A 24,993-nucleotide genomic window follows, 5' to 3' on the forward strand; every position below is an offset into this window, starting at 1 on the left:
GCCAATGGGTGTTCGAGTGCCGTTATGGCGGTATTACGTCGAACTGGACCGCCTGCGGCCTGGGCTTATTCGGTATGGCCGACTTTCGCTGGATGTATTCGGAATGCGAGTAGTCGAAGTCGCCGACAGTTATAGCAATCGGATATGTCATCCGGATTCGATCGTGATTGTTCGGATCCGCTCGATTGCGTCCGTCGTGAGGTTCCGCATCACCCGGCCGAACCTCCGGCGGGCGTGGGCGCTGCGGGATTCGGATCGGACGAGAGGATGATGGGGAATCGTGCCCACTGATCCGAACGTCACCGATATCAAGCCACGCAGCCGCGACGTCACCGACGGCCTCGAGAAAACCGCCGCCCGCGGGATGCTGCGCGCCGTCGGCATGGGGGACGACGACTGGGAGAAGCCGCAGATCGGCGTGGCCTCGTCGTGGAACGAGATCACCCCGTGCAACCTCTCGCTCGACCGCCTCGCCAGGGCCTCCAAGGACGGCGTGTTCGCCGGCGGCGGTTTCCCGATGCAGTTCGGCACCATCTCGGTGTCCGACGGCATCTCCATGGGCCACGAGGGGATGCACTTCTCGCTGGTGTCGCGCGAGGTGATCGCCGACAGCGTCGAGACGGTGATGCAGGCCGAGCGGCTCGACGGCTCGGTATTGCTCGCGGGCTGCGACAAGTCGCTGCCGGGCATGCTGATGGCGGCCGCGCGGCTGAACCTGGCCAGTGTGTTCCTGTACGCCGGTTCGATCCTTCCCGGCATCGCGAAGATGTCCGACGGCAGCGAGCGCGAGGTGACCATCATCGACGCGTTCGAGGCGGTCGGCGCCTGCTCGCGCGGGCTGATGAGCCGCGAAGACGTGGACGCCATCGAGCGGGCCATCTGTCCCGGCGAGGGCGCCTGCGGCGGCATGTACACCGCCAACACCATGGCCAGCGCGGCCGAGGCGATGGGGATGTCGCTGCCCGGCAGCGCGGCACCGCCCGCCACCGACCGCCGCCGCGACGGCTACGCCCGGCACAGCGGCGAAGCGGTGGTCGAGTTGCTCCGGCGCGGGATCACCACCTCGGACATCCTGACCAAGGAAGCATTCGAGAACGCCATCGCCGTGGTGATGGCCTTCGGCGGCTCCACCAACGCCGTGCTGCACCTGCTCGCCATCGCGCACGAGGCGAACGTCGACCTGAAGCTGGCCGATTTCGCGCGGATCGGCCGCAAGGTGCCGCACCTCGCCGACGTGAAACCCTTCGGCCAGCACGTGATGACGGACGTGGACCGGGTCGGTGGCGTACCCGTGTTGATGAAGGCGCTGCTCGATGCCGGTCTGCTGCACGGGGATTGCCTGACCGTGACGGGCCGGACGGTCGCGGAGAACCTGGCCGAGATCGCGCCGCCGGACCCCGACGGCAAGGTAGTGCGCGCGATGACGTCGCCGATCCACCCGACCGGCGGCATCACCATCCTCGAAGGCACCCTGGCCCCCGGCGGCGCCGTGGTCAAGTCGGCGGGCTTCGACTCCGACGTATTCACCGGCACGGCACGGGTTTTCGACCGTGAGCGAGCGGCGATGGATGCGCTGGAAGACGGCACCATCTCCGCGGGCGACGTGGTGGTCATCCGCTACGAGGGACCCAAGGGTGGCCCGGGGATGCGCGAGATGCTCGCGATCACCGCCGCGATCAAAGGCGCAGGACTGGGCAAGGACGTTCTGCTGCTCACCGACGGACGGTTCTCCGGCGGCACCACCGGCCTGTGCGTCGGCCATGTCGCGCCGGAAGCGGTCGATGGCGGCCCGATCGCGTTCGTGCGCGACGGCGACCAGATCCAGCTCGACGTCGGTAAGGGCACCCTCGATCTGCTCATCGACGCCGACGAGCTCGCCCGCCGTGCCGAGGGCTGGGCGCCACTGCCACCCCGCTACACCCGCGGCGTGCTCGCCAAGTACTCGAAGCTGGTCGGGTCGGCCTCCTACGGAGCTGTCTGCGGCTAGCCCTGCATCAGCCGCACACCCTCTGACATACCGCACGCGTGTTTGTCCGGCGAGTCGGTGTGCGGGAAATCAGGGGGTGTGCGGCTGCCGGTACGGCAAGCCCCCTCGAGTGCGGTCTTTCGAAAGACGGCGTGGTCGATAGAATTTCGTGAGTGATCGATGGACAGTCAGGTGTGTCGGTTGAGGGTTTCGCCGCCGCGGTAGGGGAGACCTTCGCGTCGTTCAACCCGGCGACCGGCGCGGTGATCGGCACCTTTCCGGTCAACTCCGCGGCCGAGGTCGGCGCGGCGGTCCGGCGAGCCCGCGAAGCCCAAACCGCTTGGGCAGACACCGGGTTCGACGAGCGCAAAAAGGTGCTGACGTCCTGGCGGTCGTCGCTGATCAAGCGGCGGGCCGAGCTGGAAGATCTGGTGCACGCCGAGAACGGAAAGCCGCACGCGGACGCGACGATCGAGGTGATCGTCGCGGCCCAGCACATCGACTGGGCGGCCAAGCACGCACGAAAGGTGCTGGGCCCGCGTCGAGTGGCATCCGGGCCGTTCATGGTGAATCAGTCGGCGTGGCTGGAATATCGGCCACTCGGCGTGATCGGCATACTCGGGCCGTGGGACTTTCCCGTCTTCGGCCCGGTCGGCACGGCCGCCTACGCGCTCGCGGGCGGAAATACCTTGGTGCTCAAGCACAGTGAGTACACGCCACGGATCGGGGAGTGGCTGGCCGAGAGTTTCGGTCGCGTCGCCGGAGACGAGCGACTGTTCCAGAGCGTCGCCGTTGCCGACGAGACGGGCGAGGCTCTCTGCCGATCCGGTGTCTACAAGATCAGCTTCACCGGCTCGCTGCCGACCGCACGAAAGGTCTTGGCCGCCTGCGCCGAAACGCTTACCCCCGTGCTCGTCGACGCCGGAGCCTCCGATGCGCTGATAGTCGACGAAGACGCTGACTTGGCGGCCGCGGCCGACGCGGCGGTGTGGGGCGCCATGAACAACGCAGGGCAGGTCTGCATCTCGGTGGAGCGCGCATACGTCCACGAACGGGTCTACGACGAGTTCGTCGACAGGACCGTCGAGATCATCGGGAACCTGAAAGCCGGTGCGGGACAACCGATCGGCCCGATCACCATGCCCGATCAGGTGGCGGTCGTCCGGCAGCACATCACCGACGCCCTGGAGCGCGGCGGCCGAGCGCTGACCGGCGGCCTCGACGGCATCGGCGAGCGCTACATCCAGCCGACGATCCTGGTGGACGTACCCGAAGACGCACTGGTCGCGCGCGCGGAGACTTTCGGTCCCGTGCTGGTCATCGCCAAAGTGGCCGACATGGACGAGGCGCTGGCCAAAACGAACGCCACCGGTTTCGGCCTCGGCAGCGCGGTCTTCGCCCGTGCCAACGGCCTGAACCTGGCGCGCCGCATGCGATCCGGGATGACGTCGGTGAACTCGGTGGTCGCCTACACCGGAGTCCCCTCCCTCCCATACGGCGGCGTCGGCAACTCCGGCTTCGGCCGCATCCACGGACCGGACGGGTTACGTGAGTGGACCACGGCCAAAGCCATTACCCGGCAAAGATTTTCGAGCCCCGTACGGACGACGACATTCACCCGCCGCCCCCTCGACAACCGATTGCTCGCCGCCGCCGCTCGAATCCTCTACGGGCGCGGTTGACCTTGTAAAGGTCGACGACTTCCAGCAGAGTCGATGAGATGGATGAGACCACAACCGATTCGACTCCTGTGCGCACGGCGCGCGGCATCGCGGACGCGTATGTCGACGCCCTGACCGAGCTCGACCCGCTGATCGCGGTCCGGCTCGGACGCAACCCCGACGATGACCGACTCCCTGACCTGTCCCCGGCCGGCCTCGAAGCGAAGGCCGCGCTTTCCCGTGCCACCCTCGCCGAGCTCGATGCCGCCGAGCCCACCGGCGGCTATCCGGACCCGGCCGAGCGTCGCTGTGCCAAGCTGCTGCGCGAGCGCCTCGCCGCCGAACTGGCCGTCTACGACGCGGGCGAACACTTCCGGGCGATCCGCAACCTGGCCTCCCCGGTACACGACGTCCGCGAACTCTTCACCCTCTTACCAACCGCCACCGAAGCGCAGTGGCACGCCATCGGCCGCCGACTGAACCGGGTGCCGGTCGCGCTGTCCCAGTACCGGTCCACGCTGGCCGAGGGGCTCGACCGCGGCCTGCTGGCCGCGCCGCGGCAAGTCAGCGCCGTGATTCAGCAACTCGAGGAGTGGATCGCGGGCGACAATCCGGCTGGCTGGTTCGGCGATTTCGTTGCCGACGCCCCGGAATCGCTGCGCACCGAACTGGATTCGGCCGCCGTCAGCGCCACCGCCGCAGTGGCGGAATTGCGCGACTGGCTGCGAGATGGCTACGGCCCGAAGGCAATCGACGCCCCCGATGCGGTAGGCCGAGAGCGTTACCAGCGTTTGGCCCGCTATTGGAGCGGCGCCGATCTCGACCTCGACGAGGCATACAGCTGGGCGTGGGAGCAGTTCCATGAGATCGTCGCCCAGATGCGGGCGGAAGCGGACAAGGTGCGGCCGGGCGCTACCCCGATCGAGGCCATGCGGTGGCTGGAAGAGGAGGGCCCGGCGCTCGACAACGCGGACAGCGCCCGCCGCTACCTGCAGGACCTGATGGACCGGGCCATCCGCGATCTACAGGGCACCCATTTCGATCTCGCCGAGCCGCTGCTGAAGGTCGAGTCGATGATCGCACCGCCGGGTAGCGCGGCCGCGCCCTACTACACCGAGCCCTCGCTGGACTTCACCCGCCCTGGCCGCACCTGGCTGCCCGTTCTCGACCCGAACCGAATTCCGGTGTGGAGCCTGGTCACCACCTGGTATCACGAGGGCGTCCCCGGCCACCACCTCCAGCTCGCGCAGTGGATCTACCTCGCCGACCAGCTGTCCGTCTATCAGGTCAGTATCGGCGGCGTGAGTGCCAACCTGGAGGGCTGGGCGCTGTACGCCGAGCGGCTGATGGACGAACTCGGCTATCTCACCGACCCCGGCCACCGCCTCGGCTACCTCAACGCACAGATACTGCGCGCAATGCGGGTGATCGTCGACATCGGTCTGCACGTCGGCTTCGACTATCCGCCCGACTCCCCGTACCGGCCCGGCGAGCGCATGCTGCCGGACAACGCCGGGGAATTCCTCGCCCGATACTGCGGACTGCCGCCGGAACACCTCGACAGCGAGCTCGTCCGCTACCTCGGCTGGCCCGGCCAGGCGATCGGCTACAAGCTCGGTGAGCGCGCGTGGCTGCGCGGCCGGGCCGCCGCGTCCGCAGCCCACGGAGCAGCGTTCGACCTGAAGGCATGGCACATGGCCGCGCTGTCGCAGGGCTCACTCGGCCTCGACGATCTCGTCGCCGAACTCTCCGCGCTCTGAAAGTCCCGCCTGCCCACGGTGATCGGGGCAGGCGGGACTCAGCCGGGGATGACCTCCATCAGGCGGCCGACCTTGGCGAACACGGCAAGGGCGTGGTCGAGGTGGTGGAGCTCGTGGACCGCGGTGACGGTGGTGCGGATCATCGCGCGGTCCGCGGGCACCGCGGGGGCGAGCACACAGTTGCCGTAAACACCTTCGTCGAGAAGGTGTTTGGCGAACTGGAGGCAGCGGAGTTCGTCGCTGATGCGCACCGGAACGATGGTCGTGCGGGACGTGCCGGTGTCGAAGCCCAACTCCGACAGACCTTTCCGCCAGTAGGCCGACAGCTCGCGCAGCTTCGTCATGCGTGCGGGTTCGGCCTCGAGGATGCCGAGGGCGGCGGTTGCCGCGGCGACCGCCGGTGGCGGTATCGAGGCCGAGAACAGTTGGGCGCGGCCGTAATACCGCACCCAGTCCATCAGGTCGCGCGGACCGGCCAGCCAGCCGCCGACCGAGGCGAGGCTCTTGGAGAAGGTGCCGGTGAGGATGTCGGCGGCGCCGGGCATACCGAGCTCTTCCTCGACGCCACGGCCGGTCGCACCGATCATCCCGAGGCCGTGGGCGTCGTCGACCGCGAGCGGTACCCCGTGGCGATCACACACCTCCCGAATCTCGGCCAGCCGGGCGATATCGCCGGACATCGAGTACACGCCGTCGACCATGACCATGGCGGGCAGTCCGCCCAGTTCCGTGCGCAGCCTGCGGTCGAGATCGGCGATGTCGTTGTGCCGGAACTGGATCAGGCGGCAGCCGCCGATGGCGGCGCCGTCGTAGATGGAGGCGTGGCATTCCTCGTCGACCACCAGCACGGTGCCCTCGCCCATAAAGGCCGACAGGAAACCGAGATTCGCCTGGTACCCGGTGGTGAACAGCGGAGCGTCCGGACGGCCGAGGAAGCGGGCGAGGGTGCGTTCGAGGTCACCGTGTGCCGGGGTGGACCCGTTCATCAGCCGGGAACCGGTGACGCTCGGGCCGTCTTTCAACGCGGCGGCCGCGGTCGCTTCCCGGACCCTCGTGTCGGCGGTGAGACCGAGATAGTTGTTGGAGCCCAGCATGATCAGCTCGCGACCCTGGTAGCGGCAGGTGGCACCGTCGGAGTCGCTCAGGTCCGGATAGAACGGCAGCAGATCGGCCTCTTGCAATCGGCGGGCGAGGTCGAAGTCGCGGGCCTTGGCGAGCACACCGCCACTGTTGCGATGGGCCAGCGCGTGCCGATTGCGGATAGACGCGCCGAGGTCCTGCTGTTCGGCGGGGCGAGTGGGCTTCGTGACGGGACTGGGCTGGGTTGTGCTGCCGGGCCACCTGTTCCGCAGGTCGGCGAGGTGGCGCAGGCCGCCGAGCACCCGAGCCTGGTCGACACCGAAATCGACCAGGCAGGCGATCTCGTTCACGCCTGCCGCGGCCAGTTCGTTGATCAGCTCGACGGCACGGTCCGGGGTGCCGAGCAGTGCGCTGGTGTGGAAGTAGCGGGCGAAGGCGTAGTCCAGCACCCGATCCTGTTCGGCCTCGCTCAGATTGTTGAGCGGTTCCGCGCCACGGCGCCATAGGTCGACCGAGTCGCGCAGATAGTTCTTGAACGGCTTCTCGACCACGTGCCGGACGGTCTTCTCGTCGGGATCGAGAAAGACATCCCAGGAGCTTGAATGTCAAGCAGCGGACTGCTGAGCTGGGTCGGGCCAGGCTGTGGTCTCGTTGTAGAGGGTTCCGGTTTTGAGGCAGCCGTGCAGGATCCCGACGAGTCGGTTGGCGAGCTGGCGTAGCGCGGCGTAGTGACCGACACCGCGGGCTCGCTGACGGTCGTAGTAGTCGCGGGCGCCCCGGGACCACATCAGCGCGGATTGCGCCTGGGTGGTGAGGGCGTCGATGAGCCGGTCGTTGTGTACGAACCGGGCCAGGGCGACCTTCTTCTTGCCCGACGCGCGGGTGATCGGGGAGGTGCCCGCGTAGTTCTTGCGGGCTTTGGCGCTGCGGTAGCGGTCGGGGTCGTCACCGAACTCTGCGAGCACCCGGGCACCGAGGACCTGTCCCAAACCGGGCTGGGACGCGATGATCTCAGCGGCCGGGTGCTGCCCAAAATGCGCCTCGACCTGCCCCTGCAACGTCTTGATCTGGGTGTTGAGGACAGTCAGGACCGCCAGCAGCGCCTGGACCGAGGCTGCGTAGGCCTGCGCCACGACCTCGGGCTGGCCGAGCTGCTCGCTGCGCAGTGCGGCCGCAATAGCGGTGGCTTTGTCGGCGACGTTGCGGCGGCGCGCCCGCTTCAACGCGGCACTGATCTGGGGGATCGTGAGCCGGGCCGCCGCAGCTGGGGTGGGTGCTTTGGCGAGCAGTTCCAGGGTGTCGGCGGCGTCGAGGTCGTCGAACGCGGCCAGCGCGGCGGGGAAGTAGTCACGCAGAGCGTGACGCAACCGCTGGGTGTGGCGAGTTCGGTCCCAGATCATCGTCTTGTGAGCACGGGCCACCACCTTCACGGCCTCGGCTCGCGCGGAATCCCCAGCGACAGGTCGCAATTCGTGGGAATGGGTGCGGACCATATCCGCCAGCACGTGAGCGTCACCAGCGTCGCTTTTGGCACCCGAGACTCCCAGCCGGTCCCGAAACCTGGCCGCCTGCAATGGATTCACCGCCAGTACCGTGTATCCGGCGGCGACCAGCGCCCCGACCCAGGGACCGCGGTCGGTCTCGATCCCGACCAGGACCTCGACCTCGTCGGCGTCGTCGACCAGGCCGCCGAGGATCGCGTGCAGTCTCGCCATTCCGGCGACGCCCTCGGGCACGCGCGTTTTGGCCAGGCGGCGCCCGGCGGTGTCCATCACCTCCACGTCGTGGTGGTCTTCAGCCCAGTCATCTCCTACGAACAGTCGCAACAATCCTCCAATTGCTAATGCCGATCACCGTCGAGCAGCCAGCAGGAGAACCATCAGCGACCTAATCAAGCAGTGCTCACGCCCATTCGGGCGGGCACGACATCCCAGCAGCGATCAACTCTCCCGGCCTACCGGCAGGGGCACGGTCTTTCTCCAGGACTCGAAGTCCAGGGTGCGAAAGTGCTCACCTACCGGCCGGCTACTACCAGGAGTGTGCCGGATAGCTCACTCCCAGAACTGATTAGGTGTGCAGCATGAGGGTGACGTGGCCGGTCTGCGGGTCATGACCATGTGCCGCAAGGGCTTTGCGGTAGGCCTCGATCTTGGTGCGTAGCTCGTCGATGTCCTGGAACAGCAACGCGGTGAGCACATTGGCGCCGAGCTCACCGGCCTGTTCGAACCGGCCTATGGCGCCACTGCAGGTGATCCACATCGGCAGTTCGGCCTGGATCGGCGGCGGAAAGGTGCGTATCTCGACCTGCTCGCCCTTGCCGTTCGGCAGGCTGATCGACTCGCGCCGCCAAAGCCGCCGAACCTTGTCCGCGCCGGTCAGCATGACCTGCTCACGGTCGGTGTAATCGGCTGCGGCCAAGACGAAGTCGTCCGGATTCCAGCCGGTGGCGAATGCGATGTCGACGCGACCGCCGGAGAGGTTGTCGATCACCGACCAGTCCTCGGCGACGCGCACCGGATCGTGCAGTGGCAGTACGACACTGCCTGCTCGGATGCGGATCCGCTCGGTTGTCCGCGCCAGCACTCAACCCAGCACCGCCGGGTTCGGGAACAGCCCGCCGAATCGGTGAAAGTGCCGCTCGGGCAGCCAGACCGCGTGGAAGTCGTGCTCGTCGGCGAAGGTGGCGCAGTCGAGGAACAGACCGTAGCGGTTCGCGTTGTCCGGTTCCGCGTCGCTGGCGAAGAAGAACAGGCTGAATTCGACAGGGGCGCTGGATGATCCGGTGTGTCGTGCCAGGGCTGGAGACGTATCGGCGCTGCGGACGGGCGAAACCTTGCCGTGCCCAGCGATATCGGTCGCCAAGTCGGCCATGGTCAGGCCCTCGAACAGCTTCTCGGCCGACACCGCGTAACCGAACTCCCGCTCGACGTAGACACCGAACTCGCTGGCCTTCACCGAATCCAAACCGAGCGTGGTCATCGGCTTTTCGGCATCCAAGGTCGCGGGCTCGACACCCGTCTGGTTCGCCAGCCAGTGGGTGAGCTGGTCGATGACCGAAAGCGGCGCGGATTCAGCGATCTCGGGTTCGGCGAGGAACATGTCCTTGGCCTTCAACCGCTGCACCTTGCCGCTGGTCGTCCTCGGCAACTGCCCGGGGGAGAGGAACTCGACGCGGTGGGTGTCGAGGCCGTAGCTCTGCGAGACCGTCTGCCGGATAGAGGTTTCCAACTCATCAAGAGTTACATCGAGCTTGCTCGCGTCGACCTCCAGCAGCACCGCCAGAGCTTCGGTGCCGTCGACGTCGAGCCCGACGGCCGCACACCGGCCACGCCGCAACGCCGGATGCTGCGTTTCGATCGACCACTCGATGTCCTGCGGCGCGATGTTCCGGCCGCGGATGATGATCAACTCCTTCACCCGCCCGGTCACGAACAGCTCGTCGTCGCGCAGGAATCCGAGATCACCCGTACGCAGATAGGTCACCGGATCGCCGGGCAGGTTGGCGTGGAACGCTTCCTCGGTCTCGTCCGGCTTGCCCCAATACCCACCGGCCACGCTCGGCCCGGTCAACCAGATCTCGCCGATCTCACCGGGTTCGAGCCGGTTGTGCCCTTCCAGGTCCGCGATGATCGCGCTACCACCCGAAACCACCCCGCAGCTGACGACATCCCGCCCGGCCAGATGCGTCGACTGCACACCGGCACCACGCGGGGTCACGCTGACGAACAGCGTCGATTCCGCCAATCCGTAACCGGGAATCAGACTTTCAGGCCGGAACCCGGCAGGCGCAAAGTGGTCGGTAAAACGTTGCAGTGCACGTGGATTGATCGGCTCGGCGGCGACGAACGCGACGTCCCATCGGCTCAGATCCAGGGTCGCGGCATCGTCGGAGGCGATCCGCCGAACGCTGTAGTCGTAGCAGACATTCGGCCCACCGCTGGTTGTCCCGCCGTGCTCGGAGATGGCCCGCAACCACGTGAGCGGGTCCCGGATAAACGCCTCCGGTGACATCAGCACCACCGGAAAGCCCGCGTAGAGCGGCTCCAACAGCCCACCGATGAGCCCCATGTCATGGTGCGCGGGCAACCAGATGACGCCCTTGCTCTCCGGCGTATGCCCGAACGCCTGCTCGATGACGCCGAGGTTGTGCGTCAGGTTGGCATGGCTCACCATCACCCCGCGCGGTGCGCGCGTCGACCCGGATGTGTACTGCAAGAAGGCAATACCGTCGGGATCCAGCGCGAGCGGCTGCTCCAGGGTGTCTCCCGACGGCTCATCACTGGTGAGCCAAGCAAGCCGGGCCAGCGGTGGATACTCCGCGCTCGCGGCACGCAACTGTGCCAGCGCGGCCCGCGGCGCCAAGATGGCCGACGCCGAACAATCCAACGCCAATGCCGCGAACGCCGACATATCCGAGAAGGGCGCTCCGGGTTGATGATTCGCGACCGGCACCGGAATACGCCCCGCGAGCATGCACCCGAAGAACGACGTCAGAAAGTGCGGCCCGAACACCGAAGAAATCAGCACCCGATCGCCCGGAGCGCCGACACTACGCACCTTCGTCGCAAGATCCACTGCCGCGGCATACACCTCGTGATAGGTGAGCGACTCCTGCCCGCCGGTGTCGGACAGATACGTATATGCCGTCCGATCACGCGTTTCCGTCGCCCTGTCGCTCAGAATCTGCACCAATGTCGTCCCACGCTGTCCGGCCACAGCACCTCCAACCCCGCAACCGTGGGCATAGGCGGCGCGCCGACAAGCGGAGCACTGATCTCACGATCACTCGTCTCGACTCAACAGAATTCAGGACCAGTGAACGTGCACTTCCGCAGCGAGACAAGCCCACAGAAGAGCGGGCACCAGCATTTACCGGTCGTCGCCATTCGCCTTGTTCGCCGAGAGGAGCAGGGCCTCCAGCTCGGTGACGAGATAACCGGCAATGACATCGATGTCGGGGACCAGCTCGCGACAACCGAGCAGACCGAAGTGCAACCGCCCGCCGGAGCTGCTGACGGTGATGTTCAAGCCCTGACCGTCCATCACGACCGAAAGAGGATAGTTGGCAACCATTTTCGCGCCACCGAGGTACACGTCGACGTTCGGTCCCGGCACGTTGGAGATCACCAGATTGAACGGCGGGATCCGATGCGGCAGACCCATCGCGAAGGCCACTCGGGCCGCGCGCGCCACCAGCGCCGGGGGCGCGAAGTCGGTGACGTTCTCGGTGAGCCCGGGCGGGATCGCCGCCTGCTGCGCCTTCGCGATCTTCGTCGCCCGGTGCACGGCGCTCAGCCGATCGACGGGATCGTCGAGGTGGGTCGGCAAGGACGCCAACATCGCCGACACCTTGTTGCCCAGCTTCGACCTGCTGCCTTCGTCGCGCACCGAGACCGGGATCATCGAGACCAGCGGCACCGGTGGCAACGCGTCGTGGTCGATCAGCCACTGCCGCAACGCCCCCGCGGACATGGCCATCACGACGTCGTTGACCGACATGCCGAAGACGTTCTTGACCGTCTTCGCCTCGCCGAGGTCGACGCTGCGGAAGGCGAACCGCCGGTGCGGGGTGATCTCGCGGTTGAACGGCGTCTTCGGCGCGAGCCCGACCGCGCTGGCGATCACGTCGCCGTCGTCGTGCTCACGGCCGAGTATCGCTCCGACATAGGGCGATACATAGCTGCCGACGAGCGGCATCGAACGGCCCAGATCTCCGGCGATCCGCGCGGCCTGTAATGGCCTGCTGGCCATCGAAACTGCCGCACGGGTGAGCATCGTTCGTCGGCTCGGCTTCGGCTCGCGAGCGACAGTGGTTGGGAGAGTGGCTATTCGGCCCTCCGGCGTGAGGTCGAGCAGGATCGTCATGAGTTCCGCCCCGGAGACACCGTCGATCGCCGCGTGATGCATCTTCGTATAGACCGCGAGGCGCCCCTCGGCGATCCCGGAGATGAGGTACGCCTCCCACAGCGGCCTGCGCCGATCGAGCGGCCGCGCGTGCAGCCTGCTGACCTGTTCGGTCAGTTGCGTGTCCGAACCCGGTGTGGGCAGCGAGATCTCGCGGACGTGATACTCGATGTCGAAGTTCTCGTCATCGATCCAATAGGGCTGATCGAGGCCGAGCGGCACATACGTCAGCCGCTGATGCAGCAGCGGGATCAGCGGCACCCGTTCGCTGAGCAGGGTTGTCAGCGCGGCAAGGTCGAGGACGGTGGGTGATTCGTTCGGATCGAGCACGCACAATCCGCCGACGTGCCCGGTGGAGTTGTGCGTCTCGAGCGACAAGAAGGCGGCGTCGAGGCCGGAGAGCTGCTTCATCTGTGATCCTCTGTTGCTCCTGAGGATCTGAGCATCGCACCTCCGGTTCGCGCAGTCTCCGAAACGAACTGCTCCGCCGTCACGAAGCCGCGCGACACGCGTAAAGGGGTGGGTCAGCGGGAAATCGGATCGTCGAGGGCGATGCGTTCGGCCTCGGGTGCCTGGGATTTCTGCGGGCGGGTCGGGGCGAACCAGGTCAGGTAGAACAAGGTGGCCAGGGCGGCGAGCAGGCCGAGGAGGGCGAGGCCGGACAGCAGCGGATGGTCGGCCATCGTCGGGGCGAGATAGCGCACGGATAGGAGGGTGGTCGCGAAGGTGACGATGCCGAAGGCGACCAGCCGGATGCGGTAGTGATCCCAGCCGCGGTCCGGGTCGCGCAGCGCGGATTCGACGGTCAGGCACAGGGCGGCGCCCGCGACCAGATCGACGCCGTAGTGCGCGCCGAGGCCGAGGGTCGCGATCAGGGTGCAGACCAGCCAGAACGCACCACCCACGCGCAACCACAGCGGTCCGCGGCGGGAGTGGATGAACAGCGACAGCGCCCAGGCGGTGTGCAGTGACGGCATGCAGTTGCGCGGGGTGATGCCGTCGAACGTCATCGGTTCGACGGAGAACGGCAGCGGCGGAACGATATTCGGCCAGACATCGGCGAGCTCGAGGCCGTGCCCCTCCGGCCCGAAGGCGAGAACCGGCCCGACCACGGGGAAGACCACGTAGAAGAGCGGGCCGATCAGGCCGAGCGCCAGGAAGGTGCGCACCAGGTGGTGCCGAGGCCACGCGCCGGTGGTCACGCCGCGCAGCTGCCAGACGGCGACCACGATGGCCGCGACCGGGAGCTCGAAGTACACCCAGCGCACCACGCCGAGCGGCACCGGTCCCGCGATGTCGAGCAGGTGTCCGATGAACCAGGACGGATTGCCGAGCGCATGGTCGGCCAACTCCGCGTACGGGTCGAGGACCGTCGGGCAGGCCCACGCGGTGATGTCCAGCCAGATCTCGCCGATCTTCGTCGCGAGGATCAGCAGCGCGCCGAAAGTGATGGCGCGCAGCGCGGTTCGGCGTCGCTCGCCGGACCAACGCCAGGCGGCGATCACCGCCAGCGCCGTGAGCACGATGGTCGGACCGTTGCCGACGGTGAACAGCCTGCCCTCGATCGCCCGGATGACCACGAAGATCACGTCGATGCCGATCGCCGCGGCGAGGGCGGTCACCCGGACCCGGGTCGTGACGCCGACCAGCGCGAGCAGGAACCCGGCCCACGAGGTGGTTGCGGACTTCGGCCTGCCGACGTAATCGCGGAACAGACTGGTCAGCGGGCCGAGCGCGTGGATGTGCGCGGCCATGAGTTCGCCCGCGACGAGCACGAGCACCGCGGCGGCAATGCCGCACCAGATCGTCGACGGTCGAACACGACGTTCCTGGAGCCGCTCAGCACCCGTTTGTTCGGCGGGTGGGGGCGGACTTCCCGGTGCGTCGTGAATAAGCATTCGGACATCGTAAACACGATGTGAACATGACCATGCGACCCGGTGAACTCGCGCCGCTCGCGGACACGCGGAAACCTCTCGGCTTCATAGCACCAGGACCAGCGCCGCGATGATGCCGAGGCTTGCCGTCGCGGTCGCCCCGACCGAGTCGATGATCACTACCGCGGCGGTGGTGATCGCGCTCAGCGGCGATCCGAGTACTGGTGTGTCCTGCTCCAAACGCGTCGTTCTCGCAGTCATGGCCCCGAGCTACCCGGCGATATCGGGCTCAAACGGGGCAAACGCAGGGCGCGCCGAAGCGTGCCCTGCGTTTGCCGGAATTGTCAGGCTTTGTCTTGTGCCGAGGAGCGCGCGGGGTTCGCCTGCTTCGCGGCCTTGGGATCGAGCTCGTCCTTTTTGGCCTGCACGCCCGCTTCGATCCGGTCGCCCAGCCCCTTGTCGACATTGCGCCAGTACTCGAATGCCCGGCCCAGTACCGGCGGCGTGACGCCGTTGAGCAGATGCCCGACGATGTTGTCGACCAGCCGATCCCGGGCCGCGTCGTCGAGCACGTCGCGGACCATGGTGCCTGCCTGGCCCCAGTCGTCATCGTCCTTGCGCAATGTGTAAGCGGTGCGGACCATTTCGCCGTCGGTATGCCAGCCGACGACCGGGCCGGAGACCGTGGCGTCGGCGTGCGGGCCACCCTTCGAATTCGGCACGTACACCGGATCGCCGGGGTTGTGGTGGCGCATCGCGCCGTCCTTCGAATACGACCGCACGGTGGTCGCATGGGCCGAATTGACCGGCAGCTCTTTGTAATTCACGCCGATCCGATAGCGATGCGCGTCGGGGTAGGAGAACCACCGGCCGAGTAACATCTTGTCTGGACTCGGGCCGGTGCCCGGCACCGAACTGCTCGGCTCGAACGCGGCCTGTTCGATCTCGGTGTGGTAGTCGGCGGGGTTCCGATTCAAGGTCATCTTGCCGACCTCGATGAGCGGATAGTCGCCGTGCGGCCAGACCTTGGTGAGATCGAAGGGGTTGAACCGGTAGGTCTTCGCGTCCTCGAACGGCATGATCTGCATGTGCAACGTCCAGCTCGGGAAGTTGCCGCCGTCGATCGCCTCCCACAGGTCGCGGGTGTGGTAATCGGTGTCCATCGAGGCCATCTGGTCACCCTCGTCCTGGGTGAAGAACTCGACGCCCTGATCGCACTTGAAATGGTATTTGACCCAGAACCTTTCGCCCTTGGCGTTGTACCAGAGGTAGGTGTGGCTGGAATAGCCGTTCATGTGCCGCCAGGTGCGCGGAATGCCGCGATCACCCATCAACCAGGTTACCTGGTGCGCGGATTCCGGTGACAGCGTCCAGAAGTCCCACTGCATATCGTGATCGCGCAGATTGTTGTCGGCCCGGCGCTTCTGCGACCGGATGAAGTCCTGGAACTTCATCGGATCACGCACGAAGAACACCGGCGTGTTGTTGCCGACCATGTCGAAGTTGCCCTGCTCGGTATAGAACTTCAGGGCGAACCCGCGCGGATCCCGCCAGGTATCCGGGCTCCCACGCTCGCCGGCCACGGTGGAGAACCGGGCGAGCACTTCGGTCTTCTTGCCGGGCTGGAAGACATCGGCCCTGGTGTACGCGCTCACGTCCTGGGTGACCTCGAAGGTGCCGAACGCGCCGCCGCCCTTGGCGTGCGGTTGCCGCTCGGGCACCCGTTCGCGGTTGAAGGCCGCCATCTTCTCGATCAGGTACGCGTCATTCAGCAGAATCGGGCCGTCGGCGCCGACCGTCAGCGAGTGTTCGTCACTGGGCACCGGGATTCCGGCGTCGTCGGTGGTGTAGTTCGGATCAGACATATCTCTCCTCTTCTACCAGCGGTAAGGAGCGCCCTGCGGCGAGCCGGTCGCGATGCGCCGACGACGGCGGGTGGCTGTGCCCGTTCGTCTCGGTTCACCGACCGACTTCCCAGGTGCCTGAAGGTCAAACGTATCGCGAAGTCTTGGTCCGTGGCTGAAAAGCCGCCTCGTTCGGCCGCATGGCGGTGACAGACGGGCCTATTGTCCGTACAACAGACATTTCTTGAAGTACGGGTTGGCGTGGATCGAGAAGGTCGACATGCAGCAGCGAATTCTGCTTCTCAGCAGTGCCGATAATGGGCTCACCCGCCGTGCTGCGCTGGCGTTACGCCGCGCGGGCCGGACGGTGCGGGTGGCGGTCGTGACAGACGGCGCGGGGATGGAGGCCGCGGTCGAGCCTGGCGACTTCGATCTGGTTATCTGTCCGTTCCTGAAGTCGCGGATCCCCGAGGCCATTCATCGAAAATGGACAACGGTGGTCATTCATCCTGGTCCGGTCGGTGATCGCGGCGCGCACGCGCTGGATTGGGCGATCAGCGAGGCAGCGCCGATCTGGGGTGTGACGGCGATGTCCGCAGTCGAGCAGCTGGATGCTGGACCGGTCTGGGCGACAAGAACTTTCGAGCTTCCGATCGAGCGCAAGTCGGTGGTCTACAACGCGGCAGTCGCCGACGCGGCGGTGGAGTGCATTGCGGAGGTTGCGGACAAGGCAGCCGATCCGGCGTTCCGGCCGGTCGACCAAGCCTCGGCAACACGGCGGGTGGCGGATACCGGAGCCCGGCCGATGATGCGGCAGGGAGACAGGGCGTTCGATTGGTCCGCCGATGCTGAATTGATCCTGCGGCGGATCCGCGCCGCGGACGGATTTCCCGGCGTGTTGTCCATGATCATGGGCTGTGCGGCCTATCTTTACGACGCTCATCCCGGACGGACCGGCGGCCTCGACGTCGAACCGGGCACGGTGCTCGGTCGCCGCCATCATGCCGTCGAGGTCAGCTGCGGGGCAGGTGGCAGCCTCTGGATCGGGCACCTGCGCGTCGAACTCGGCGACGGGTGGTCGTGCAAGGCTCCAGCCACGTTGGCGTTGGCGCGGGCCGGGGTCACGCTGGATGCAGTCCCGGTCGACCGCAACGGCACGTTCTCCGACATCAGCTATGAGCGAGTTGGTTTCGTGGGCACGGTGACGTTCCATGCCTATAACGGCGCGATGACCGGTGACCTCTGTCGTCGGTTGATGGCGGCCATCGACGCCGCTGCCCGCCAGGACACCCGAGTGCTGGTGATCCGTGGACGCGGTGGTGCGGTATTCAGCAACGGCCTGCATCTAGGTGCGATCGAGATCTCCGACGAACCGGCCGGGGCGGCGTGGCGCAATATCAAAGCGATCAATGCGGTATGCCGGACGATCCTGATGGCTGCCTCGCAGGTCACCATCGGCGCGTTCACCGGATCGGCCGGTGCGGGTGGGGTAATGCTGCCGTTGGCGGCAGACGTGGTCGTGGCGACGAATCGTGCGGTGTTCGATCCGCACTACGCCACCATGGGCCTTGGCGGGTCCGAACTGCACACCTACACGCTGCCGCGGCGGGTCGGCGCCGAGACCGCGCAACGACTGCTCGCCGCCTGCGAGTCGATCGATACCGTCGAAGCCCGCGCGATGGGTTTGATCGACCAAATCGTTCCTGACGTCGGTTTCGACCGGACGCTGACCGATCTCGCCCACCACTACGCGCAGCCGGGTCAATGGCGGAAGACGACGGACCACAAGAAGGACCAGCTGGCGCGCGATATTGCCCGAAAGCCGCTCGACGCCTATGAGTACGAAGAGCTGGGAGGCATGGCACGGAATCTGTTCGACGACAGCCTGGGCTTCGCGGCTAAACGGTCTGCTTTCATGAACCGGGCTGCCTTACGAGGTAGTTCGGTGACTGCTGACGCTCGGCCTGTGCGGGGATAGCCCACATCGCGGATCCAAGCCCAGTTCGATGGCCTGCAGCGCGGCGGCCACCGCGTGCAGGGCGAGGCCCTGACCCCAGGGCTGGATGCGGTCGTTGCGGATCACGCTGTAGCCGAAGGGCACGAGTTGCAGCACGGTTCCGGCGCTGACCTGGGTGAGAGTGCCGGTGGCGTCGACGTAACCGAGTGCGCCCGCTACCGCTCGCCAGCCTGCGGTCACGACCTCCGGCGGACAGTTCGTGAGTACGGTCGCGGCACGCAGCATTGCGGCGCCGATGCCCGCGGCTGCGGAGGGTTCGACGATGCCCGCGTTTTCGGGTTGTTCGTCGACGAGGACGCTCCATACGCCGTGGTCTGGTTGCAGGGCTGCCAGGGCGGACAGTTGCCGGGTCAGGAGCTCGGTGATCTGTTCGAGCTGCTCGTCGTCGACGGTGACGTTCCCGCGTGCGGCCAGCTCGACGAACTCGACGGCGCTGAGTGCGCACCAGGCGTTTCCGCGTCCCCAGTAGCTCCAGATCGTTTGTCCTCGGTGTGATCCGTGTGCGAACAGACCGGTGTCGGGGTGCTGGAGTATCTCGGCGTGGGCGATCAGCTGGGTGCCGAAGGCGGCGACCAGGTCGGGGTCGCGGTGGTATTCGCCGAGATGTCCGAGGAAGACTCCGGCCATGAAGGTGGTGTCGGCCCAGACGCCGTCCGGCCAGTGTTCGAGTGCGCCGTTGGCCGCTCGGGTGGTCGAGGACGAATCGCGAAACCACTGGGCGAGCTGGTCGGCGGCGAGCGCCAGATCAGGGTGGTCGGTGGCGGCGAGCAGTGCGGCGGTGCCGGGGGCGAGATTGTTGACGTGGGTGACGCTGATGCCTGCCGAGTGGTGTCGGCGTAGCCAGGCCACGACTTCTGGCGGGATCCGCAGGTGTCGGGCCTGGGTGTAGCGGATCATGCCGAGTAGGCAGACGCCTTCGCCCCAGAACCAGGACGGTAGGCCCGTCTGCCAGGTGCGGGCCATCAGTCGTTCGCCGGTCACGATCAAGGAGGCGGGGGACAGGTCGGCCAGGGGTGGGAGCGGGGGAGCGGCGTGCTGGGCGGAGGTTAGATCGTCAGCTGACATGGTGGTCCGGGGTCCGCACGGCGCTCGGTGGTTCGATCCGGCGGCCGTGTGTGAGATCGAGTACGAGTCGGTGGCCTCGCCAGGTGGCTGTCAGCCGGTCGGCGCCGAACGGGACGTGTGCGGCGGGGTTGTCCAGGTGTGGTGGTTCAGCTGAATCGATTGCCACACTGCCATTTACGGTGAATGCGCCCGGCCATGACAAGGCGAGTGCGCGTCCGTCGCGGGCACGCCACGACACTGATTCGGGCGTGAAATCTGGTTCGGTGAGGGCGGATACGAAGTCGGCGAAGGTTCCGTCCGTGGTCGCACGCCCGACTGTTGCGACGTATGCCAGACCGGCACCGGTGGGTAGCCAAGTCTGGTCGCACTCGTCGCCCGTGGTGCGGGGCCGGAACCCACCGGCGGTGGCGACCGCAACGTAACCGGCGCTGACACGACCGGCCAGCCATGAACCGTGGCGGGTCCATTCGTCCATATGCGGTGTGGGAAACCACAGATGAGTGGACCCGAACCAGTCGGACTCCGGGATTCGGTGCAGCACGAGCACGGTGTCGCGGTGCTGGTGCGCCCGCGGCAAGATCCGTTGTCCCGCCCAGGCATTGGGGCGAGCGGACGACGAAGTGTTGTCCGCGGCAGGGTGTGTCGCGAAGACCTGCACCTCCGGCCCGAGTGTCGCGCCCCAGATGTGTTCTTGGAGTCCGGGTAGTCCGGAGCGGTAGTCCTGAACGCTGGACAGCATCGCGTCCGGTGTCCGCCATACCCGCAGATCGGATCGGTACGGGCGGTCCAGTAGATCGCGCTGGGGGCGGTACGTGCCGGAGTAGGCCTGTCGACCGTCCCACTCCTCTGGCAGGTCGGTGGCGACTGCCCGGATCAGCTCGGGCAGAACGTAATTCGTTGCGGTCGCCAATGCAGTGGCGGGCAGTGCCGCCGCGTTCAATGAGCCTGCGCCCCACAGCGTCCACATGATCGGCGCGGTCTCCTCGAACCGCGACGATCGCAGCGTCGGCACGTAGGAGCGTCCGTGCGCCGCACCATGAATGCCGTGCCACGAGTTGCTTGCGAGGGTGAGCAGCGCCTTGTCCAGCAGGGCTTCGGCGAGCTGCCGCAGACGGTCGTCGCGGGCGAACTCGATCCAGGAAACCAGGGCGAGCGAATCGATGGCGAGGTAGGCGTTGGAATCGAATTCGCTGAAACCACTGGCGATCTTGCGTCGCATCCACTCCTCGGCCAGGTGCCGCCCGTGCTCGGCGTGGGTGTGGCCGGTCCAGCCGGTGTTGGCGAATCGGTCGTCCGGAAACAGTTCGCCGACCAGGGTTTCGGCGGTGTGCCAGACGAACTGGTGGTTCTCGGTGAAGTAGCACATGGCGTCCAGGCCGGGCTGGTCGATCCAGTACTTGAAGCCGAGCAGTGCATCTCGCACCCGGTCGCGCTGTGCCGGTGACCATGCGTCGTCGCCGAGTTGCCGCCACAGGTGGACCAACCCGACTGCCTCGAAATCGGCACAGTCGGAACGGGATTCGATCATCTGCAGCGCGGGTGCGAGGTCGTCGTCGGCGAGCTTTGCGGTCGGATCGGCGATGTGTCGAGCGAGGGCACGGGCGACCCTGGGTACCCCGCGTGCGACATGGTGCAGCAGTTCATCCCGCCAGATCTTGTGATCGGTGCCGACGGGATGCGCGCGGTGCACGGCGGGGACGCGTGCCGCGCGCAATCGTCGGAACACCGGCGCGGCGGGATCGTCGACGCGGACGGTCAGCACCGTCTCACCCGTGTGCAGCATGGAGGCCGTGGCTTCGTCGCTCGACCCGCCCGGCAGCGTGAACGGGGCAGTCCCCTCGGTGAGTACTACCGCGCTCGCAGGGTTTCCGTCTGCGGCGACGAGGTATCGCGCACCGACCGGACCGGTGAGCGTCACGGTGCCGTCGGTGCTCGCCCACGGTGCGAGCCCCACCGCGTCGAGCGTCGCTTCCGCTGCCGCCGAACGGGATTCGTCCGCACCGCGCGCCGGGATCACCACGCGGACCGGCAGCCCCGACACCCGCAGGCCGGCCACCTGCCTGCATTCACGGAAGGCGACCTGCCAGGTGACCAGATGCACCGCAGTCAGCCCCGAGCGCAGCCGAACCCGCAGCTGCGTCCGATGTGGCTCCATGTAGGTGAACCCTGTTGTCAGCAAAGCTAATTCGCCATCGATGAAGACGGCGATCGGTCCCGTGCTGCCCACCTCGAGAGTCCGGTACTCGGCCTGATCGACCTCGAGCACTGTCGCGGCGATCGCCTGCCGGTACTCCGGTGTGAAACAAAACTCGCTCCAGTCGAGCAGACCGTCCGCACCGGTATGTCTACGTTCCCAACGGGTCTGCCGACTATCGCCCGGTGTTACGTGCCACGAAAGGTTCCCACCCTCCAGGACCTCGGGGAGTAGTGGCTCGGATTGCAGCGGATGACGCTGGTAGAGAACTTCTTTGAGCGGTGCCACATCGGGCCCGTTGGTCAGCATCCACCGACCGTCCGGCCCCCACGGGTCACCGTCCGGTTCGAGTACGTCGTGCAGATCCGTGCAAGGTGACGAGAACGCCGCCGCGCTCAGCCAATCCCGCACATAACCGTGCCGGTCGAGGGCGTGCACCGTTCGCTCGCTGCTCGCGAACTCGGGGATGGCGCGGTTCATCGAACGGCCCCGCTGACGAGTCCGGAGATGATCTGCCGCTGCAAGATCAAGAACGTGACGATCACCGGAATGATCGAAATCACCGAGACCGCCAGGATCTGGTTGAACGGGATGGCCTGCTGCCCGGCGAACCGCGCGATCGCCACCGGCAGCGTCTGTTTCGACTCGTCCTGCGCCACGATCAGTGGCCACAGGAAGTCGTTCCAGCGCCAGATGATCGAGAAGATCGCCAGCACCGCCAGTGCGGGACGGCACAGCGGCAACACGATCCGCCAGAAGATCGCGAATTCACCCGCGCCGTCGATCCGGGCCGCCTCGATGGTCTCGTCGGGCAGCGTCAACATGTACTGGCGAAGCAGGAACACCCCCGTCGGCGTCGCGGCGGGCGGAATGATCAGTCCCAGCAGCGAATTGGTCATCCCCAGCGAGGAAACCACCTGATAGACCGGCAACAGGATCACCTGCAACGGAATCATGATGGTGGACAGGGTGATCAGGAACAGCAGATCGCGACCGCGGAAGTTGTACTTGGCGAGTGCGTAGGCGGCCATCGCGTTGATCAGCAGCGTGAGCAGTGTCGCCGCCACCGTGACGATCGTGCTGTTCAGCAGGTAGCGCGGAAAGTCGAAGGCGGCCAACCCGGTTCGGTAGTTGTCGAAGGTGGCGGCGTGCGGATACAACGTCGGCGGCTGCGTGGCCAGCTCGGCCTGGCTCTTGAACGACGACAGCCCGGCCCAGATCATCGGCGCGATCATGATGATCGCGCCCGCCGTCAGCACCGTCCCACGCACCACGCCACCGATCTGGGGCGTGCACCCGGTGGTCGAGGTCCACCGCCCGGTCACATCGCCTCCCGCCGTCGGCCGACCAGGTAGTTGAGGAAGGTGACCGCGAAGACGACAAGGAACAGGATCACCGCCGCCGCGCTCGCGAGGCCGTAACTGATCGGTGCGTGAAAACCGTTGGTGTAGATGTATTGCACGATCAACGTGGTCGCGCCCACTGGACCGCCGCCGGTGAGGGTGTAGATGAAGTCGAAGGCCTGAAATCCGGCGATGGTGGCCAGCGTGATCACCACCATCGTGGTCGGGCGCAGCAGCGGCAGGGTGATCGTCCGGATCAGCTGCCAGGTGCCCGCACCGTCGATGGTGGCGGCCTCGTAGATCGACTCATCGATGGACTGCAGACCGGCCAGCACGATCATCGTGTAGAAGCCGAGGTGGATCCAGACCCCGACGATGATCACCGAGACCAGCGACAGCTGGGGATCGACCAGCCAGGCCGGATGCCCGAAGCCGAGCGCGCTGGTCATCGAGTTGACCAGCCCGGTCTGCCGTTGCAGCGCGGCATTCCAGATCAGGCCGACCACCACCGGCGACACCACGATCGGCAGGAAGTATGCCGCGCTCAACGCGCCACGTCCGCGCCGCTGCGAATTCAGCAGCAGCGCAAGGGCGGTCGCCAACACGGTGCTCGCGACCACGAAGGCGACCACGAACACCACCGTCTGCCGCGACACCTCCCAGAACTCGGTGCTGTCGAGGACGCGGCGGTAGTTGTCGGTCCCGACCGCATGGAAGGTGCGCCCGTTATTGCTGTCGTAGAAACTGAGGTTGAACCCGTTGATCGCGGGCCAGATCGTGAACAGCCCAAAGATCACCATGTTCGGCAGCACGAACAGGTAGGGCGCCACCTTGCGCCGATTGAAAAGTCGCTTGCCCGTGGTCATTTCGACGCTTTGATGATGTCGGGGAGCTGCGCCCGCAGATTCGTCACGCACTCGGCGACGCTCTCCTGCCCGGCCACCACCTTGCCGAACTCCTTGATCAACGCGTTGGCCACGCCGGTGAAGGCCGGACTGGCGGCCGCGACGAAATCCACCGCCGGGGTGACGCCGATCTGGCTGATGAAGGTGTTCATGTCCACGTCGTGCGAGGGATACCGCACCCCGGAGGCCACCAGATCCTTGCGGGTAGGCAGCCAGAACGCCGCCTTGTCGATCTCGCGCTGGTTCTCGGTGCGGTTCATCCACTGGGCGAAGGCGGCGCCGAGTGTGGGCTCCTTGCTGCGCGCGAAGGCCACCATCATCTTCGTGCCGGGAAACCCGCCGCATTCCGCCGCCGAGGGATTGGGCACGACCGCCCACCTGAACGGCGCCGCCTTGGCGAACGCGCCGACCTGCCACGGCCCGGACAGGTACACCGGCGCCTGCCCGGCCAGGAACGCGTCGTTGCCGCCCTTGTAGCTGGTACCCGCGCCGAGCCAGAAGTCCTTGGACATCTTGCCCGACTGCAGCAGCCCGTCGACCATGCCCAACGCCTGTTCCGCCTTGGCCTGATCGAGTCCGACCTGACCGTCCCCGCCGATCAGCGTGGTGCCGTACTGGCTAAGCACCGTGCTCAGCCGATTGCCCGACACGTCCATGCTTAGCGCGAACGGCATGCCGTTGGCTTGGGCCACCTTGGTCGCCGCGTCGATGAACTGCGGCCAGGTCCACTTGTCCGTCGAATTCGGCACCGGTACACCGGCTTTGGTGAACGCGTCGGCATTGACGAAGGGGCCGTTGATGGTCTGGTCGCTGGGTATGGCGTAGAGGTGGCCCGCCTCGTCGCGGGTGACTGCCAGTGTGCCGTCGGTGAATTCGTCGGCATAGGACTTGCCGAAGTAGTTGTTGAAATCGAGCACCTCGCCGCGGTACGGGTGCCAGTCCTGCACCCGGGCCACCTCCGGTGCGGTGCCCGACGCGATGCGTGCCTGCAGTGAGGTGTTCAGCTGGGCGAATGGGACCACTTGCAAGTCGACCGTCGCGCCGGTTTCCTTCTCGAATCCGGCGATGGCCGTCTTGGTCGCGTCCAGGTCCGGGCCGTCGGTGAAGTACAGATAGGTCAGGTGTTTGCCCTTGAAGGCGGTGAAGTCCACCGCCACCGGGCCTTCGGGAGCGTTCGACTCCGGCTCGCCCGGTGCGCACGCGGTCAACGCCAGCACCCCCGCGGCGATCAATCCGACTACTCGTGCCCTGATTCGCATGCGCACTGCTCCTTGCGAGGGCGGCACTCTTGCCGCGGTCTTGCTTCGTACGGGATACTCCTCCGGCTTTCTCTGTGCGGGAAAGCACTTTCCGTCAGACGGGAAACATGAGGTGGCG

General features: G+C 66.6%; 17 protein-coding genes. 4 read left to right on the forward strand and 13 right to left on the reverse strand.

Going from position 1 to position 24,993, the window contains the following annotated elements:
* The first annotated feature begins 280 nt into the window (after positions 1-280).
* From ilvD to ACQPW1_RS18410, 3 genes are all read left to right on the forward strand, one after another.
* A complete protein-coding gene (gene ilvD / locus ACQPW1_RS18400; protein WP_433663905.1) occupies positions 281-1,987 on the forward strand; it encodes a dihydroxy-acid dehydratase in 1,707 nt (568 codons plus the stop codon).
* Positions 1,988-2,139: 152 nt separating this feature from the next.
* Positions 2,140-3,648, forward strand: a complete 1,509-nt coding sequence (locus ACQPW1_RS18405; protein ID WP_433663906.1) for an aldehyde dehydrogenase family protein — start codon at positions 2,140-2,142, stop codon at positions 3,646-3,648.
* Positions 3,649-3,686: 38 nt separating this feature from the next.
* A complete protein-coding gene (locus ACQPW1_RS18410) occupies positions 3,687-5,387 on the forward strand; it encodes a DUF885 domain-containing protein (RefSeq protein ID WP_433663907.1) in 1,701 nt (566 codons plus the stop codon).
* A 38-nt stretch (positions 5,388-5,425) separates the two neighbouring features.
* Here the strand turns inward: ACQPW1_RS18410 and ACQPW1_RS18415 are convergent, their stop codons facing one another.
* From ACQPW1_RS18415 to ACQPW1_RS18450, 8 genes are all read right to left on the reverse strand, one after another.
* On the reverse strand, positions 5,426-7,018 hold the full coding sequence (locus ACQPW1_RS18415; RefSeq protein ID WP_433663908.1) for an aminotransferase class I/II-fold pyridoxal phosphate-dependent enzyme: 1,593 nt from the start codon (positions 7,016-7,018) through the stop codon (positions 5,426-5,428).
* Positions 7,019-7,072: 54 nt separating this feature from the next.
* A complete protein-coding gene (locus tag ACQPW1_RS18420) occupies positions 7,073-8,296 on the reverse strand; it encodes an IS110 family transposase (protein ID WP_433654210.1) in 1,224 nt (407 codons plus the stop codon).
* A 238-nt stretch (positions 8,297-8,534) separates the two neighbouring features.
* Positions 8,535-9,050, reverse strand: a complete 516-nt coding sequence (locus tag ACQPW1_RS18425) for a MupA/Atu3671 family FMN-dependent luciferase-like monooxygenase (RefSeq protein ID WP_433663909.1) — start codon at positions 9,048-9,050, stop codon at positions 8,535-8,537.
* Positions 9,051-11,183 (reverse strand): AMP-binding protein, encoded by a 2,133-nt coding sequence (locus ACQPW1_RS18430; protein ID WP_433663910.1) that lies wholly within the window; start codon positions 11,181-11,183, stop codon positions 9,051-9,053.
* Positions 11,184-11,336: 153 nt separating this feature from the next.
* A complete protein-coding gene (locus ACQPW1_RS18435) occupies positions 11,337-12,782 on the reverse strand; it encodes a WS/DGAT/MGAT family O-acyltransferase (RefSeq protein ID WP_433663911.1) in 1,446 nt (481 codons plus the stop codon).
* A gap of 113 nt (positions 12,783-12,895) precedes the next feature.
* Positions 12,896-14,269 (reverse strand): DUF5933 domain-containing protein, encoded by a 1,374-nt coding sequence (locus tag ACQPW1_RS18440; RefSeq protein WP_433663912.1) that lies wholly within the window; start codon positions 14,267-14,269, stop codon positions 12,896-12,898.
* An 84-nt stretch (positions 14,270-14,353) separates the two neighbouring features.
* Positions 14,354-14,509 carry a hypothetical protein gene (locus tag ACQPW1_RS18445; protein ID WP_433663913.1) on the reverse strand — a complete coding sequence of 52 codons (156 nt, stop codon included), beginning with the start codon at positions 14,507-14,509 and terminating at the stop codon, positions 14,354-14,356.
* An 83-nt stretch (positions 14,510-14,592) separates the two neighbouring features.
* Entirely contained in the window at positions 14,593-16,113 is a 1,521-nt protein-coding gene (locus ACQPW1_RS18450) for a catalase (protein ID WP_433663914.1), read from the reverse strand.
* A gap of 223 nt (positions 16,114-16,336) precedes the next feature.
* On the opposite strand from ACQPW1_RS18450, the gene ACQPW1_RS18455 reads away from it, so the two are divergent.
* A complete protein-coding gene (locus ACQPW1_RS18455) occupies positions 16,337-18,070 on the forward strand; it encodes an enoyl-CoA hydratase-related protein (protein WP_433663915.1) in 1,734 nt (577 codons plus the stop codon).
* Here the strand turns inward: ACQPW1_RS18455 and ACQPW1_RS18460 are convergent.
* Genes ACQPW1_RS18460 through ACQPW1_RS18480 form a run of 5 tightly spaced genes read right to left on the reverse strand, consistent with a single transcriptional unit; the run spans position 18,023 to position 24,875 of the window.
* A complete protein-coding gene (locus tag ACQPW1_RS18460; protein WP_433663916.1) occupies positions 18,023-19,174 on the reverse strand; it encodes a glycoside hydrolase family 88 protein in 1,152 nt (383 codons plus the stop codon). The two genes, ACQPW1_RS18455 and ACQPW1_RS18460, sit on opposite strands and share 48 nt — an antisense overlap.
* Positions 19,164-21,848, reverse strand: coding sequence for a hypothetical protein (locus ACQPW1_RS18465; protein ID WP_433663917.1), 2,685 nt, complete (start codon positions 21,846-21,848; stop codon positions 19,164-19,166). Before ACQPW1_RS18465 ends, ACQPW1_RS18460 begins: the two co-directional genes overlap by 11 nt.
* Positions 21,845-22,693, reverse strand: coding sequence for a carbohydrate ABC transporter permease (locus tag ACQPW1_RS18470; protein WP_433663918.1), 849 nt, complete (start codon positions 22,691-22,693; stop codon positions 21,845-21,847). The genes ACQPW1_RS18465 and ACQPW1_RS18470 overlap by 4 nt, the downstream gene beginning before the upstream one ends.
* Positions 22,690-23,577: a carbohydrate ABC transporter permease gene (locus tag ACQPW1_RS18475; protein WP_433663919.1), complete on the reverse strand. Its 888-nt coding sequence runs from the start codon at positions 23,575-23,577 to the stop codon at positions 22,690-22,692. Before ACQPW1_RS18475 ends, ACQPW1_RS18470 begins: the two co-directional genes overlap by 4 nt.
* Positions 23,574-24,875 (reverse strand): ABC transporter substrate-binding protein, encoded by a 1,302-nt coding sequence (locus ACQPW1_RS18480; protein ID WP_433663920.1) that lies wholly within the window; start codon positions 24,873-24,875, stop codon positions 23,574-23,576. The genes ACQPW1_RS18475 and ACQPW1_RS18480 overlap by 4 nt, the downstream gene beginning before the upstream one ends.
* Positions 24,876-24,993: the final 118 nt, after the last annotated feature.

Source organism: Nocardia sp. CA-128927, assembly GCF_050955855.1.
GTDB lineage: Bacteria > Actinomycetota > Actinomycetes > Mycobacteriales > Mycobacteriaceae > Nocardia.

Coding starts and splice junctions, on each gene's coding strand:
- ACQPW1_RS18410 (WP_433663907.1), top strand. CDS start 3,687: ATGGATGAGACCACAACCGATTCGACTCCTGTGCGCACGGCGCGCGGC.
- ACQPW1_RS18435 (WP_433663911.1), bottom strand. CDS start 12,782: ATGAAGCAGCTCTCCGGCCTCGACGCCGCCTTCTTGTCGCTCGAGACG.
- ACQPW1_RS18440 (WP_433663912.1), bottom strand. CDS start 14,269: ATGCTTATTCACGACGCACCGGGAAGTCCGCCCCCACCCGCCGAACAA.
- ACQPW1_RS18445 (WP_433663913.1), bottom strand. CDS start 14,509: ATGACTGCGAGAACGACGCGTTTGGAGCAGGACACACCAGTACTCGGA.
- ACQPW1_RS18450 (WP_433663914.1), bottom strand. CDS start 16,113: ATGTCTGATCCGAACTACACCACCGACGACGCCGGAATCCCGGTGCCC.
- ACQPW1_RS18460 (WP_433663916.1), bottom strand. CDS start 19,174: ATGTCAGCTGACGATCTAACCTCCGCCCAGCACGCCGCTCCCCCGCTC.
- ACQPW1_RS18465 (WP_433663917.1), bottom strand. CDS start 21,848: ATGAACCGCGCCATCCCCGAGTTCGCGAGCAGCGAGCGAACGGTGCAC.
- ACQPW1_RS18475 (WP_433663919.1), bottom strand. CDS start 23,577: ATGACCACGGGCAAGCGACTTTTCAATCGGCGCAAGGTGGCGCCCTAC.
- ACQPW1_RS18480 (WP_433663920.1), bottom strand. CDS start 24,875: ATGCGAATCAGGGCACGAGTAGTCGGATTGATCGCCGCGGGGGTGCTG.